General features: G+C 40.0%; 6 protein-coding genes. 3 read left to right on the top strand and 3 right to left on the bottom strand.

Features of this window, described 5'->3' with window-relative positions; translation table 11 throughout:
• Window positions 1–7 precede the first annotated feature (7 nt).
• From PHV30_02530 to PHV30_02520, 3 genes are read left to right on the top strand one after another with little or no spacing between them, the layout of a single operon-like run.
• Window positions 8–808, top strand: a complete 801-nt coding sequence (locus PHV30_02530) for a hypothetical protein (protein ID MDD5455892.1) — start codon at window positions 8–10, stop codon at window positions 806–808.
• Window positions 809–841: 33 nt separating this feature from the next.
• Window positions 842–1,057, top strand: a complete 216-nt coding sequence (locus PHV30_02525) for a hypothetical protein (protein ID MDD5455891.1) — start codon at window positions 842–844, stop codon at window positions 1,055–1,057.
• Entirely contained in the window at window positions 1,054–1,203 is a 150-nt protein-coding gene (locus tag PHV30_02520; protein ID MDD5455890.1) for a hypothetical protein, read from the top strand. The genes PHV30_02525 and PHV30_02520 overlap by 4 nt, the downstream gene beginning before the upstream one ends.
• On the opposite strand, the gene PHV30_02515 is transcribed toward PHV30_02520, so the two are convergent.
• The 3 genes from PHV30_02515 to PHV30_02505 are packed head-to-tail and all read right to left on the bottom strand — an operon-like array spanning window position 1,195 to window position 16,589.
• Window positions 1,195–2,310, bottom strand: a complete 1,116-nt coding sequence (locus PHV30_02515) for a hypothetical protein (protein MDD5455889.1) — start codon at window positions 2,308–2,310, stop codon at window positions 1,195–1,197. The two genes, PHV30_02520 and PHV30_02515, sit on opposite strands and share 9 nt — an antisense overlap.
• Complete coding sequence (locus PHV30_02510) at window positions 2,307–3,809, bottom strand: hypothetical protein (GenBank protein MDD5455888.1); 1,503 nt, start codon at window positions 3,807–3,809, stop codon at window positions 2,307–2,309. Before PHV30_02510 ends, PHV30_02515 begins: the two co-directional genes overlap by 4 nt.
• Before the next feature lie 3 nt (window positions 3,810–3,812).
• Window positions 3,813–16,589, bottom strand: a complete 12,777-nt coding sequence (locus PHV30_02505; GenBank protein MDD5455887.1) for a hypothetical protein — start codon at window positions 16,587–16,589, stop codon at window positions 3,813–3,815.
• Between the last annotated feature and the right edge of the window lie 158 nt (window positions 16,590–16,747).

Raw genomic sequence — 16,747 nt, 5'->3', positions numbered from 1 at the left:
GAAATGAATGTTTAACGCTACGGAACTGGCCTTCTTTCTAATGGAGAATATCCTGGAAGGAATCTTGATTTTTAATGACAAGCTGGAAGTCGTTTATGCCAATAAAATAATTGAATTTTATCTTGGATTACAGCACCACGAAATTATGGGTAAAAAATGCGGCAATTTGTTGAACGGCCAGCTCTGTGCTGAAAATGGCTTAATGACCAAAGCCATGAACACCGGCATAATGGAAAAAGAATATTTTGAAATAAAGGACAAAAAATACCAGCTCCGCGCCTATTCCTTTAAAGGCAAGAAGGATGAGGCTTCTTACAAGACATTGCTTTTCCTGCCTACAACCCTTACTGAAACAGAAACCCCAACATGCACTGAAGAAGTTTTACAGAAAGAAGAGATCAACGCTATCGAATTCGGTAACAGAATCATTGAAAATATGCAGGACTTGTCCGAAGCCAAAAATATTCCGGTAAATCTTCTCGTTGATGAGCATACAGATGTTCTTTATATTAATCCCGGGCAAATGGAATTCGCGATAATGAACCTGATGAGCAAAGCTATTAAATTCTCGGAAAAAGGTAAGATTACCTTGCATATCATGGAACGAGAAACAGGTAACTCCAACCTGATAAAAATAGAAAACCCGGAAGAAAAAATAGCAGAGGATCATTATTCCGACCTGATAGCTTCTTTTTCCAAAGGTACTGATAAAGCTAAAAATATTGTTGAAGCGCATGGAGGAAAACTTTGGCTGGAAACTCAAGCTGGATTTGCCATAATTTTTTCCGTACCGAAAAAATTATTCTGAATAAACCGGAAAGATTTATGCTATAATATTGTTATGCTTGAAGGTTTCATAATTCGTTTACCTCTGGTGATTTTACTCTTAATTTCCATAGCACTGCTTGTGTTATTCGTTAAACAGGATAAACAAAACAAACGCTCTTTTATTCTGGACGTGGACAAGTTCAATCTAGCCCAAACTCTCACCGACAGCAAACAGACCAACGGTGATTCTAACAATTCCTACAAAAATAACAAAAAGAAGAAAAAATGATAATTGCCTTCTTAGTTATCTGGGCTCTGGCCATACTCGTTGTCGCATTTATTATCCGTCAATCATTTCTGGGTTATCTTTATTCCAAAAAAAAACAACTGGAAAGTGATATTAAAACACGGGAAGCAAAAAATATTTCAAATTGAACGTGACCCTTTGTGTTTTTGTTTGAGGTCCCTGACAACTTTTTCCTGATCATAGTGAATTTTATTCTCCGGCTTAAGCACTTCTTTCTTTACGGGTTGTAAATTCTGCGCAACTTTATCCTCATGCTGCTTCCGGACTGACTGTTCAGCAACAGGCTTTGTTTTTTGCAAATCCGGCGGCAGTTTGTCGATTTTTCTGTCAACCTGCCTGGTCAGATCTTTTTTTGTAACGTCTTTTCTGATCTCACTCATTTCTTTGTTTACAATATCCCGTGTAATTTTTTTGTTTTTCGCTTCATCTATATCTTTTAACTGATAACTTGCGGCCTCTTGCTGTTTCCCGACTTTTTCCGCTTTTATTTCTACTTTTTTTATAGGAACGGCTTTATTATAATCAAACAACTTTTCATCATCCAGCACCTTGATCCATTCCTCAACTGTGGCTTCATCAAAACGTCTTGTTGTTACATAAGCTGGCAGCTCGTTCGAATTCTTCAGAATTTCAGCATCCAGTTTTTTAAGGTCATCTTCCATTTTTTTTAATGTATCCCTGGTTAAAGGCAATACTTTATCTTTTAGTTTCTGTATGGTTTCAGCGACATAATCAATGGTCCTGTCAGAAATCCGGGAGAGATTTTCAGCGCTGAAAATCCGGTCTATTTCAGATTTGCCGCCATCAACATCAAACTCATCTGTGGCCGGCTCTTTTGCCATCTGCGTGTCCCACATGGAATTCAGGCCCTGTTCTATTTTCCGGAATTTTAAAATCACTTCCAGATCATCTGTGGGTTTCATATTTTGAATACCTTCTATAACATCCAGTGGATAAGCGAAAAGAATATTTTTAAATTCATCGGTTAAACCCATTTTTATCTCTTTTACAAAAAGATCGACAATTAAGTCTCTGACCATATTATATTTTCCAGAATCCGGAAAAACTTCTTCATAATAAGTAAAAAGAATTCCTGTAAGATGTCCTAAAAAAATCATATCATTAACAGAATATCCTCTTATTCCATCCTTAAGTTTTTTATACAGGTTTTCAAAAACCCAGTCTACATCTTTTTTATTCTGTACTTCTGCCAATTTCTCTAGAATTATTTTCATACCAATTTTCCCAGTTTCCCCAGTTCTTCTTCCAGATGGCTGCCGATAAATTTGGCAAACTGCTCAGGAAATTCATCCAGATTATATTTATCCATAAGTTTGTGTATTTCCTTTTCATATTTATTATACATGTCCTCAGCCATAGCTTCGCCGATAACTTTGGCTGCTTCCTGCAGCTGAGGATCAAGCGGCTTAAGCACCGGTATTTCCGGCGGCATTTCCCTGGGCATGTTTTGGGCAAGCTCCTCTACGAATTTGCTTCTAACAGCTTCGTCCATGGCTTCGTCTACATACAAAGTATAGTCAGAAAAAACAAGCAGGCTTATACGTCCGGCCAACTCTTTATCCAGCAGCAGAACATTATTAAAAATAGCGTCAGCGAATAAATGACTTCGTTTTTTGAAATATTCATCAGGCTGCTCTTTAAGGTATTTCAGAAGTTTTTCCTGATCTTCAGGTGTTTTATCATCTATAAAAGCAAAAAAATCCTCGACATTGTTCTTTTCCAAAGCCTCTTTTATAAGACCGAACTTATGTTTCTTCTCTTTTGCCGCATAAATACTTTGCATTTCTTTTTCGTTTTCTTCTAACTCCTTTTTTATCTGATTAAGTTTATTGCGAATCGTATATTTGGAAACCAGTTGTTTGAAATACTCCTGGACCTCCGGATGATGTTCCATTATATATGGTAAAGGATCATCCTCAGACTTGAAATAATCCTGGATAACAGACAACTGTTCATTCAAGATTTTATCTTTTATCTGCGGGTTTTTGGCAAGTGTGTCTGTAATAAATTTAAGAATATCATGTAAATCTTCTTCAGCCATTTTTTGCGCCAGTTCAGGGCCATAATATTTGTTTTTAAATTCTCTGGTTATTTCCTCAACATCCCTGTCTGAAAAATATAGCCTGTCCCCAAAGGGTCCCGTTTCAGGGAGTTTAAGCCCGTAAACCTGTTTCCAGTCCGGACGAAATTGATCCGCGACCTTTTTTATTTTTTCTATAAAAGCATCACAATTTTCCACTTCCTGTTTGGTGGCCAGCATACCGGACCGGAAAATCTGGAGTAAATTAATAACAGAGGACAGGTCATGGGATGTATGCAGAAAATATGACTGACGTACATCTTCATTCTCATAAACATATAAATATACCATCAAGTTCCTTTCCAGAACTATTTCGTGAACCTGTTTATCCAGCAGAAACTTAAAGGAATCACCTTGCGCTTCAGGCTGCATGGATAAAGGGCCGAGATTTGTTAACAAAGCATTAACCTGTTTGGTTACTTCTTCCATATCTTTAGGTTTTTCAAACAGCTTTAAAGCCTCATTCATAAGTTTATAAGCATTTTTCAGCTCCTGATCCACCGGAGCAACAAGCTTTTTATCCTCGGGCAACATTCCCACCGGCAGTTCAACTTCTCTAATGCCCATAGAAAATTCAAAAATTTCTTTGAGTTCCTGAATAATTATTTTTATTTTATCCGGGGAAATTGCCATAGCTTAACCTTTCACTTTCGGGATAACACCGATAATATTAATATTTTTTTTATCCTCTTTTTGTTTTTTATTCCAGAGCTGATTTACTACACTTGAGATCAGTTCCTGCACAGGCACACTAAGCATAGCGCTTAGTGAAACTATTTGCGCATTATTATGCTGTGCCGCTGACTCGCGCAATAGATTACGCAGTATTTGCAACCTGTCCTGAAATTTTTTGTCTTCTGTACCTGCCAGTACTTTTTCTAAATAAGCCTGAGCTATAGGTTCATACCCCTGATACTGCTTTATCAATTCTTTTATCTCATCACTGGGAACAAGAGTATATCTGTTATCAGCTGCAGCCGCTACCAAACGTTCGATAAAATAACGCGACTCAGGAATGATTTCATAAAACAATTCAATCTTGTCCATTTCCATGAACAACTGCTCAAAGTTCATACGGCTAGTCCGGTCGGAATAACTCCTGAGCTCTATCTGTTTCATAACAGCTCTGGCCATTTGTATGGAATTCACAAGATTTGCCGAATTAGTTTTTGCAGCAGGTAAAGAAATATCATAATAATTTGATAATTCCTTGATCTTGAACAAAAAATCACTTTGGAAAGCTGGAATTTGTCCCGGGTCCTGCTTCACCGAACTTCTGATATGAACACACAACTCTGTCAGGTCATGAATGGTTTGCATGGCCGGTTCCGAATAGGTCTGCGGATGCTGGCGTAAATCTTTAATAATCATTTTTGTTTCTTTGTCTGCGTTAATTTCCAGATAATTTAACAATTTTTCATAGCGGTTATCCTTCACATGACTATTAGTCATTTTATTCCCTGCTTCAAAGCTTGCTTTGCAGAGATTGAGTAAAATATGCTTCTTGGTTTCTGCCGGCATTTGATTTACGGTTGAAACCGCAGCACTCAATGACTGTGTCAGTATAAACTTTAATAAACCATGTGACAGTTTCTGGAAATTGCCAGCGAAATCAATAACGTTTTCCTGAGCTGAGTGTTGAATATAAACAATCTGCTTTATGCTCTGATTTGACTCTGAAACAGTTGATATATCTGCAGCTTTATTACTCAGTATTATTCCGGAAAACTGTTGTTTTTTGTCTTTAATGATTAAGAGATTCTTCATGAATTGTGCTATTTCTGCCGCTATTTCCGGATTATCATTGCATTGAAATACTTTTTCCAGATAATCAAAGATTATCGCACTGCTACGATCTGCCAGTTCGGAATTTCTCTGATAAAAATCCTTTACCTGAGATAGACCCTCTTTTGTATAATCTTCTCTGACTATCGCCTCAGGCAAGTTCAAGCTCTTGCCCAGATATTGATTAGTGGTATTGAGTACAGAAAAAATCTTTTGGGCCATAGCTGATGGTATCTTTTTATCCTGTTTGCAGACTTCCATTAGAATACTATTCAATCTGGAAATATCATTTTTACTCACAGTTTCTTTATCAAGCAGGGAATCCAATTCCTGGGCGAACTGCTCGTTATCAATGAGCCGGCTATCCCTCAGGCTTTGATATTTTGCTATCAAATCCTTATAATTTACATTCCTTTGTTCTGTTTTACTCACAGTATTTGCCCTGCTTTTGATATCGCTTTTAATGGACTCAAGTTTTTTTATTAACCCGGCTGCACGAACTCCCGCCAAATCTTCTTCTTCAATACCTGTTATACTACCTCCCGGTACACCTCTGCCTGTTTGAGGACCTTTTATATCAAATATGGCTGGTTTTGGGGCAACAGATTGTGCCTGCATCGAGCCTATTGCCGAATGCAAAAGACCGTTATTTTTAAAGTAATCCAGCAACTGTTCATAAAGATTGCCTTTTACCTTGCCAGAACCCTCTTTTTGACTTTTTTCATATAATTTAACGATGTTCCCCAACACTCTCTGCTGCATCTCTCCGGGCAACTGTTTCATAATAGTCAAAGCGTTTTCCTCGTCCAGACCGGTTACAAGTCCGGAAAACTTTTTGGCCAGTTCAAGTTTCTTCGGCTCAATCTGTGACCATTTTTGTGACTGTAACTGATCGCAAAGTAGTGCCTGTTTCAGGGCCACAGAAAAATCCTGCTGGCTGTCAATTCTTTCCGGAGTATTTTCCAGCAATTCATTTACGATCTTTTCTTTATTTATTGCCGATATTTTCATTTCACTAATAAACCGACTCATAAGTTGTACAAAACCAACATTCTTTTCATTATCAAAAACTTGCTGCAGAAACTGTTTAATATGGGGCAAATGATCTTCTATAAGCCCAGAATTTCTCTGGTAAAAATCAATTACCTCTTTTAATCCTGAATAACTGGCATCATTATCTTGTATAGCAGTTGGCAAAACAGGTTTAGCCTGCCCGATATTTTCTATTTTAATATTGGAATAAGCTATTGTGTTTTGTGAATTTTGTTGCGTTGCAGAGGCGGACAACGGCTGTATAATATCCAACTCATTTATCAATCGGTTATAGCTGGTCTTAACCTTTGTGTCCGCGTTGTTTCTAAGGTTTGCTACTTCCTGATATAAATTATTTTTTTCTTTATCCTCTAGCAGTTTCAATTTTTCTTTTATATTTATAACCAGATCCTTAATAAACGGTTCGCTACCCAGTATTTTTCGTCCCATGCCTTCCGCAACAAGAGACAACGTCGCAATTAGTTGTTGACGTTCCCTGTCCTGACCACCTAATTTGCTTGAAATTATTTCCTGCAGGATTTTCTGTTTCTCATCATTACTGATCTTCAGTTGTGTCAAAACATCAAGAATATCAGGGACCACTTTCCCCTGGTACTTATTTATGGTTTCTTTCATAAGATATTTTTCTACCAATCCTTTATTCGCGTTTGTAACCTCCGGGTTTGCCTTCATATATTTAATAACTTCTTCGGGGTTCTCCAACTCCAATAACTTCTCAACTTTTTCTTCAACCGTATCCACCTTGTTGCGGATTATCGTCTCTACTTTCCCGCCCTTCTTTGTAAGCTCTATACCATCTATGCTCTTGTTTATATCAACTATCCCCTCGGTCAGCTTTATCTTCTGCTCTCTACCCAGAGAACTCTTGTCCACAGACCGTTCCAAAGCTTCATTCAGCTTCTTAATATCTTCCAGCTTGATTGTTTCTTTCTGTTTCAACTCTGTTATCAATTTCGGCAGTTCCGGACTTACCAGAACCCCGCTCTTGGCTATATTCTCGTAATTATTCAGTACCATTTTTACTGCCTGGTCCATCTGCTGTGCGTTCATCTGGATTATCGGGCTGTAAATATTCTCTATATTACCTTTTATAACTTCCAGCTGTTTAGTAACTTCTCCCACCTTCAGTTCCTTGAACTGTTCTTCGCTAATACCTGTAATAGCAGCTTTAGGTACCTCTGTTCCTGATTTCTGCGCAGTTGCAGTGACCGGACTCATACCGGATGCGGATACCATCCCCGCCGCACCTATTGCCCCGCTTACGCTTTTGACCAACTCATCATTTTCCAAACTGCTTTGGCTTATTTCCTTAATAGCTTCCCGGTAGCAATTTCTTGCGCTGCCTTCTCTGGTATCCCGAATACTTACTATCTGCTCTATCGCTTCCCTTTTGGTCTCCCGGTCCTGACGGTCCAGCACTATAATCTGATTGTTTACAGCGTCCTTAAACTCATCTTCCTTGATTAACTCCTTGCTTAACGCTTCAGCTAAAATGCTGATATCTTTTACAATTATCTGCACAGCTTCTTTTTTATCCTTAAATTGCTGTCTGTCATCAATAATATTTATTACCATCTGTTTCTTTTCATTAGGCGTTAGCTTGATATCATCAATCAGTCCTGTTATTTCCTGTGCAGCTTTGCTCACATCTTTATATTTTTTTTCCTTTTTTAAATAGTTCACCAGCAGGTCCTTGTTCGCTTTCATTATTTCCGGGTTTGCCTTCATATATTTAATAACTTCTTCGGGGTTCTCCAACTCCAATAACTTCTCAACTTTTTCTTCAACCGTATCCACCTTGTTGCGGATTATCGTCTCTACTTTCCCGCCCTTCTTTGTAAGCTCTATACCATCTATGCTCTTGTTTATATCAACTATCCCCTCGGTCAGCTTTATCTTCTGCTCTCTACCCAGAGAACTCTTGTCCACAGACCGTTCCAAAGCTTCATTCAGCTTCTTAATATCTTCCAGCTTGATTGTTTCTTTCTGTTTCAACTCTGTTATCAATTTCGGCAGTTCCGGACTTACCAGAACCCCGCTCTTGGCTATATTCTCGTAATTATTCAGTACCATTTTTACTGCCTGGTCCATCTGCTGTGCGTTCATCTGGATTATCGGGCTGTAAATATTCTCTATATTACCTTTTATAACTTCCAGCTGTTTAGTAACTTCTCCCACCTTCAGTTCCTTGAATTGTTCATCACTTATGCCTGTAACAGCGGCTTTAGGCACCTCAACTCCAGTCTTCTGAGCAACCTGAGATGTAGCTTGAGTAACGGTTTGCGAAGCTGTAACCGGCATCATTTGCTGCATTTGTTCGTCTTTATTTTTTTCTATTTCTTCAATTTCCTGTTTGTCTTTTTGCACAATATTTAACATATCTCTCAACGAATCTTTGATATCCTGAGTTATATTGCTGGATGACGGTCTTACATTAAAATCCATTGCGGTCTCTTTCACTGCCTGGTTTAAAACTGCCTGCAACTGATAAGATATTTGATTAACCTGATCTTCGATAGCAGCCTTCTGTAGCTTATCATCCTGAGACTGCCTCATTATTTGCGTGTCCGGGCTGGCTGAAACTTCATGCTCTGCTGCGACCGGATTTTGAGAGATAATTTTGTCAGCCTGGCTAAGAGACGCTATCAAGGTAGCAGCGACTTTTTCTCTGAAATCCTTAAGCATATCTTCCTGTTTGATCTGCTGCTGGTCTTCATCAATTCTGGAAGTCGAGTTGTCGCGCCTGGAACTCATTTGCTGCATCAACTTTTCCATGAGCCTGGTCATTTTGGTCTCAATATTGTCCAGTCTATCGGTAACGGTTAATGCGCTTATACCGGTCTGCGCTGTTGCCTGCGGTGACAAAGCCTTTTCCGCTGGAACTGCCGAAGGAGTAAGAATACTAGGCACATTTATTGACGCCGCGGTAGCACTGATTTTTTGCTCTGTCTTTCCATCCACACGAAAACCTTTGGTTTTATCATCTGTGTCCAAAGTAGCCGAGGAAGACTTCAAAGCATCTTGAATTAATTTATTCGTTGGGTTCAATATTTGATTTTCTTTAATTACCCGACCGCTGACACCAATAACTCTGATGGTATCGGTTGAAGTATTATTATATTCTTCAGCCGATATCGAACTCAACTTCATTCCATCTTTGTTAAAATCCAATTTTTTGAGCTGACTATCATTCGGATCCTGAAATACTATGGAGGCATGAGCTTTTGTATCGTCTGCGGTCAGGTTCAACCTGGCATTTATACCCGCTGCTTTCATCACACCTAAAATGGCATACATGATCACGCAATCCTGATCTATTTTGCTATTTTCATTAATATTTTTAACCTGATCAAAAACTTTACTGATGTTTTGGGTTGAATCTTCTTTATAATTAAATATATTATTATTCTTCAGAATTATATCTAAAACCTTTTTAGCTGCATCCGGGCTCATTGCAGCCTTGTCCAATACATTAATATCATTAACCTGTTGAGCCCCGTCTCGAAATAAAAATTGAAGTTTTTCAGAAGAAGGCAATTTGGATATATCTGTAGTTGCCAGCAAGGCCTGCGCTGCCTCAGTTTCGTTCATTTTGGCAAGTGTGGGATATTCTCCACCTTTAATAGTTTTTTTCGCAATCTCCAGCATATCACTTTTGCATTGAGAAATAACCTGTTGATCATTACTATTAATCATTTTTTCCATAACCTGATTCAACTGTTTATTAAATGTAGAGTTCTGTCGCACCTTATCAAGTTCTTCCGCTGCACCTTTTGGCAGAGATACTGTTGGTTTCGGCTTAAGCATATCACCTATAAGTTCCTGCAATTTGGGATCATTAATAATCCTCTCCACCATGGATTCAAAATGCTTTACTATTCTTTCAGCGGCATCCTCCAGCCCGAGATCGCCGACACGTACATCGGACATAGTATCGCTGAGGCGCGGAGGTTGCAATTTAGGGTGGCTGGCATGAGGCATATTCTGCTTGATAGCGCTATCCAGCTGATGAGTAAGCCTGTCTATTTCTCCTGTAAGAGATTTTATACTGGATGTAATAGTTTGAGGAATCTCCGCAGCTATTGCGTAGGTTGCTACAAAATCATCAAGCCTTGTTTTATGATATTCGGGTGATATCTGGTTGGCGTTAAGATATGGGCATTTTTCGACAGTCATTGATCCATTATTTGGATTTTTATCAAGATATTTTCGTGCCTCAACAGCCCAGGCTTTATCATTGCTGGTAAACGGTTTTGAAAATAAACTTTTTAAAATATCCCATAAGCTCAAGCGGGCTGTTGCTGATGCTTTTCCATCCGGATTTGTTGTAGGTGACGACGGTGTAACTGGCGGCTGCTTACTATCAGGATTTATTGCAGGAGACTGTGACGTTTTTCCTGTTGTGTCAGCTGGCGGGGGCGTTGTTGGTGGCGGCTGCTTACTATCAGGATTTATTGCAGGAGATTGCGGCGTTTTTCCTGTTGCGTCAACTGGCGATGATGATGCCTGGGGAGCTTGCTTGCCATCAGGGTTTATCACGGGAGACTGAGACGTTTTTCCAGTCGCGTCAGCAAGTGGTGATGGTGCCTGTGGCGGCGGTGATACTGGTTCATTTTCCGTTTGACCAGAAGTTCCAGATTGATTAGGATTCTTCGGATTTTTTAAGTCAGCTTCCCCCTTCGTTATACTTTTAACAGCTTCGGAATTTATCGCGCTCTTGAAAAAATCAACCATACCTTGATAATCAGCACGGGTTACAGATTTCAAAATTCTATCCATAAGCTTGTCCAGCATTATTTCCAGTTCTGTTTTTCTATGCTGGAGAATGGATTCCGCGGCATTTTGCATCTGCATATCTCCCAGGACCATGCCCAAACGCATAGTCATTGCTTTCATACTTAACCCGGGATGGGCATGGACCGATGGCTGACCTCCGGGATGTTCGGCTTTGGCCCTGGCCTCTGCGTCCCTGGCAAACTTTTCTTTGGCTGCTTTTACTGCCATGTAAGTCAACAGTTGTTTCATAATGTCATAAAATAAAGACATAGGCCCACCTGGGTCCATGAGTTTACTTAACATATCCAATCCACTCATTTGATTAATTTTGTTGCTGTCATTAGTCCATATAGCAGCTATTTTGACCATTTGAGCCGCGATACTGATCATGGAAAACATTGTTGAAACGGAGGCTCTGGCTATTTCTACAGCCAGACGTTCCTCCGCTTGTACGCGTTTATTATAACGATCGACATAATCATGCACTGTTTGATTGGCATAGCCCAGCATCTGGTTTATAGCCTGTTCCCAGAAATTCAGGGCCATTTCCGAAATGGAGAATTGCTCGGCAGACGGCGGGATGCCCATGGTCATCTGGCGCACAAGGTCTCTGATCTCCGCTCTGGCCGAGTGTATCTCCAGAATAGCTTTACGGGTCTCAAAGGCGTTTTCTATCAGATACTGCATTTCAGTCATTATTCCCGAATTAAATCCCACCTGGCCGGCGGCAGTGGATTCCACCATACCTATATTTATGGATTTCAACGCTGCTTTTAATAATTGCAGGAACGGATCGTTAGTATCGCCGAATAACGAATCAAAAAAGCTCATAAGCATTTCCTGATACTTTTTCAGGTCCCCGGTGGTTTCCTTGGCCAGCTTGGCCCTAAGAATGTCTATCTGCTCCTGCTGCTGCATCATATTCATAAGCGTGCTTAATATTTTCATTAAAGCTACTACGGTTTGGAAAGCTTTATTCAAAGCACCTGCGGCTTGATCTACTCCAGGTGCTGTGGCACTAGCACCGACACTTGCCGCGAAAGAAATAATAGATATGGCAATATTGATAGCGGCGTATTTGCAGGCCAGCTCATACTGCTTTTGAGCGTCTTCCATTTGATGTTTGGCGTCTATCATGCGATTATAAGCCTGAATATCCAGGTTTAGTTGCTCAACCCTGGTTGTAAGGCTGCCGGCTGCGAAAGAACTTAAAATACGTATGGCCTGCATCATGTAATATGAGCCGGACCCTACCTGCACTCCCATACATATTTCCAATACTACGGCCCTGATTTCCTCCGCTGCTTTAAAAGCCGCGAACACTGCCAGCATGGCATTTAAAATTTTGGCCATTTCTTTGGATATTTCTGAAAGAAAAACAGGGTTAATGCCCATATATTCATTGCCAATATTTATTGTCGCGTCCGCAAAAGTAATGCTATTGATGCTCTGATAAAGCTTTTCCATTAAATGGAGTAAAGCGTTATGCACATTAATCCTGGCGCGCTGAGTGGGTGATTCGTCTTCCCGATGCGCTATTTCATAATCCTTGGCAGCGTATTCTAAAAGTACTTTCGCGGTTTCAGCGCTGAAATCTTTATAACGCTCATACATCTGCTCGGCAAACTTGTAATCATCCTTGGCAACCTGCATTTGCATGTATTGCCCTATTACGTTGACAGCTAGCGACAGCGCTGCTCCTAAAAGCGGCGAAACAACAGCAGTAAAAGCCGCGGCTATCGAAATAACACAAACCATAACGGCAATACCGAATTGCGCCTTGACCGAAGCTATCTGCTGGTTTACCCGGGCCAGGTCCAACTGCTGCTGCAAAGCACGGTTATATTCCTGCACTTGCGCGTACAACTGTTGGCACTGATAATTGGCCGCGTCGTTTATAATCTGAAAAATACCGTTCATAGCCCCTTGTAAGGCTTTCATCAACGGACCTTTTGTTTTGATCTGATAAAGGACTTGAATTACAATATCATGCGCGTCCTGAATTGCTTCCCCGATCATAATAAGCGCAGTCATCTGGTACTGAATAGCCATGATCTTTACCCGCATTTCAGCCAGTTTTGCCGCGTCAACTGTTTTAAATCCTCCACCTTTGTCCTTCCATAAATTTGTGCCGGACATCATCGCTACAAATTGCCACATGGCCGCTATCAGACGTCTAAAATTTTTCGCTATATTAGCCATGGTCTGTATATAGCTGTTGGATCCTGTTAACTGGCCTTGATCATATTTCATATCTATATCCTGTAATGCTTTTAAAAACTGACTGGAAAGAGAAGTAATCTTAAATGAAAAATCCTGAGACAGTCCTTCTTTAATAGCCTTTAGTACGTCCAACTGGCCCTTCATCTGAATGTAGGCGCTTGCTAAGGTTGCTAAGGCAGAGACCACTGAGGCAAGCACCACGTAAATGGTTGCGATATAAGGCGCTGCAAATACTACGAAGACAGCGGCGATGGCTACAAAACTTAAAAAACTACCCCAAAAACTTGATCTGTTCGCTGCCCGCACCATAGCGTCATAAACACGCTTGGCGTCCTGATAAGCTTTTTCCGCGTCTTTTATAGCATTATTTACCTGACGTAAGGTATCCAGCATAGAGGAATAACGGTGTATCCACATAGTCTCGATCTGCGTCATAGCATCCAGTAAAGTTAATAACGAGCTGCGCACATCGCTTCTGGTATCAATACCGAATAAAATTTTTATGATGATATCTTTTACGTTTTCAGCCGCGTCTTTGGTGAGTTCTGAACCCTGCTGTGTATATTTAAGGTTCATCATGTGCATTTGCATAGTCAAAGCAAATTCTTTGTCAAAATTCATTTTGCCGGTATTACCGCCATCACTGGAAAAATAATTATGTTCCAACGCTTGTCGCAAATATTCAGCGCGCTTTTTGTTAAAAGGATCTTTAGAATTTTCCAGCCGGGCAATGTGTATTTCTATAACAGATTTTATGCCTGCAATCATTTTTTCCTGAACTGCTTTCATCTGGTTAAGAAGAACAACAGTAAATTCCGCAACAAGCATTTGTTCATAGGCTGCGGCTTTTTTCTTCATACCCGCCGACATCTGCCTGGCCAGAGCTTTTGCTGCCTCAATCTTGATTTCCAGAACTCTGTTATTGTAGGCCTGCACTCTTTCCATCAAATCGTTGGAAACTTTATCTACATTGCTGAGTACCCCTGATAAAAATTCTATAAATCTGCCGGCTTTAAAGACTTCCAATTTTTTAAAATCTTCCAGCCCGAAAATAATCTGGATCACCGAACTGCGTATATCTGTAAGGGTTTCTCCGATCATGGCCAAGCCACAACCCCAGTCAATCGCCACTTCCAGTTTATGCATGCAGTCGTCAATCGCTTTAAAATTAAGTGTCTTAAAACAAACTCCTCCAAACCATGGGGAACCAACCTGCGGAGCATACTGACTGACCATTGTTGTTTCTGTATAATATTCCATCCAGGATGTATAGCTTACACCGCTTGCCCAGCTACTCAGACCGCTATCTCCTATAATATCACTGCGGTTTCCCAGGCCGATTTTTGTGCATTCCGTACCATAATCCTTTTTCCCACCCGTTACATACATATTGAACTCACTCGGGTTTCGCAACGCGTCCAGCAATATGCCGGCATTTGCGCCATTGATTAAAGCATTATAGACTGTCATACCTTTGTCCCAGTCTACTCTTCCATCCATCATGGCCTGACGCAAACTGTTCAGGATATCGACCATTTGTTCAGGTGTTATTCCCTGATTAAGAATGGTAAACACAGCGCATTGTATCAGCCACCAGGCCTTGCTCATGGCATTTGCTATTTTGTAAAATACACTCATGGCGTAATTATTTCCTGTGTACACCATTTGTCTCGGAGATCCATACACACCTTCAACTGTTGCCAACTTTATGTATACTCCTCTGCGTAAAGCGTTAATTACCGGCTGATCTAAACAAGGTGGATTTAATCCCAATGAGGTAACATGATAAGTAAATTTTTCTGTAATTTTGCCAGAAGCATCTAAATATCCCAAAGCAACCAGCTGATTAAAAATATCCGATGAAGACATACCCGACAATTGATTAATCGTACTTTGTAAGGAATCCAAATATCCCTGATCATATTCAGGAGGAGAAGTTATATAGTTACCATTACTGTCGTAATAACCACCCCCTTCACCGGCTTTTGAATTAAAATCATTTAAAGCACTCTGATAGTTGTTGTTATAATCGCTTATTAAACCTTGATAATAAGCGATCATCTGATTAATACAACCGCTAAAAGCATCAGCGCCCATGGACCCTCTGACAATCTGATCTTCTTCAGTGGCATCGAAACGCAAAATTATCCCCGAAGTATATAAACTGCTGGCGTTTGTCGGATCCTCAAAAACACCATAATCTTTACCGGTTGAACCATCATAAGAATCAATTGAATACTCGTTAAAACTGAAATCAAAAAGTGTGGCGTCAAGAAGCTTACAGTCATAAACGGAATTAATATCCTTTTTTGTTTGCACAGCTTCGGTAAGGTCCAGGTCCGCAATGGTATCATCAATTCTTTTAAAACCAACTACAACATGTCCCTGCTCTTTTTCTGTTCCAGCATCCACATAAACCTGCAATTTACTCTGGCTCACACCAGCGGCGTAACAAAGGTTGGCCAGAAGAATAGACAGGTCCTCACAATCTCCCCCACCTTCGGCTATTGTTTTATCTGCTTTTTGCCAACCTTCTCCTGTTTTATCCGTTATATAATTGAAATTATTCGTTAAATAGTTATAAAGGGCCGATATTATCTGTTCATCTGTCATATCTTCGGTTATTACTTTTTCATCTTTTAATTTTTGTAACAACTTCTGGACTTCGGCATTGTCAGGATCAATGAAATCTGTTACTTTAATGTCCTGCTGGCCATCATACGCATAAGCTTCGTTTATACCTCCGTTGACCTGCACATTCAGGGTTCGCTCATTTATAACATAATCTTTTACCTGCTCAACCCTTGCGTCTTGTTCAGGTATAGTTTTATCAAAATCGTGTCCAGCGATTTTCTGCTCCTTTTTTTCAAGATTTATATATAACCGTTCCTGGCAAACAGTTAACTGAGCGTTCATTTTTTCCGCTTGAGAAAACAAAATTTTTTCACCGGTAAAAATGCTTTCCTCTATAACCGGTTCTGCGATTTTTGTCTCTGGCGCAAAAGGCAATTCCCGATTTATAAAATCGGCTTCTTTTAAATCAGACTGAAAATCTGCCGTAATTTTCTGTATATCTTTGAGCAGAGTTTTCTCGCCATTTCCAGCATCTGTTTTAATTAGTTCATCTATTCGCGCCAGTATTTTATCAGTACCTTTGGCCAAATCATATTTTTCAAAAACTTCCAGGCTGTACTGCTTGAAATCCTGCACAAGCACATTTACTTGCCTGCCACGCCCCCTGGTAGTTTCCAGATAAGCGTTAAATTTTTCGTCTATTGCCGTGAAGCCCGTTTCCAGCGCGGCAAAGGTTTTATCGTTCAGTACATACCCCTGATTGTCTTTGACCTTTTCTAATGTTCTTCTAAAATCATTACCGATTTGCTGCTGGTTGGAATTATCAGCTGTGGCGCTCTTGCCTGAGAGAGCTACAACATCCTGGGCAGTATTGCCTTTCTGTGTCTCCTCTATATTCAGAATATATGAAGGTATAAATTGCCCGGCACCGGCATTTCCGTCAATACCAATACCTTCTAGGTTTTTAACCTCAGAAATTTGTGGCTGTATAATTTCAGTCATTATTTTTGTTATAAACCCTGCTGTTTAATAGCATACGTTCGTTATTTTCCCCGGTCAATATTTGGGCCTGAATTTTCAGAAAAACAGACTCTCCCGAACATTATTATCGTCAAAATTTTTGATAATTTTGTATGAGTTTTTTTTGGTTGATAATATAA

This window comes from Candidatus Margulisiibacteriota bacterium (assembly GCA_028715625.1).
GTDB lineage: Bacteria > Margulisbacteria > Riflemargulisbacteria > GWF2-35-9 > GWF2-35-9 > JAQURL01.
This window is presented reverse-complemented; position numbering and strand designations above follow the sequence as displayed.

Coding starts and splice junctions, on each gene's coding strand:
- PHV30_02505 (MDD5455887.1), bottom strand. CDS start 16,589: ATGACTGAAATTATACAGCCACAAATTTCTGAGGTTAAAAACCTAGAA.
- PHV30_02515 (MDD5455889.1), bottom strand. CDS start 2,310: ATGAAAATAATTCTAGAGAAATTGGCAGAAGTACAGAATAAAAAAGAT.
- PHV30_02520 (MDD5455890.1), top strand. CDS start 1,054: ATGATAATTGCCTTCTTAGTTATCTGGGCTCTGGCCATACTCGTTGTC.
- PHV30_02530 (MDD5455892.1), top strand. CDS start 8: ATGTTTAACGCTACGGAACTGGCCTTCTTTCTAATGGAGAATATCCTG.
- PHV30_02525 (MDD5455891.1), top strand. CDS start 842: ATGCTTGAAGGTTTCATAATTCGTTTACCTCTGGTGATTTTACTCTTA.
- PHV30_02510 (MDD5455888.1), bottom strand. CDS start 3,809: ATGGCAATTTCCCCGGATAAAATAAAAATAATTATTCAGGAACTCAAA.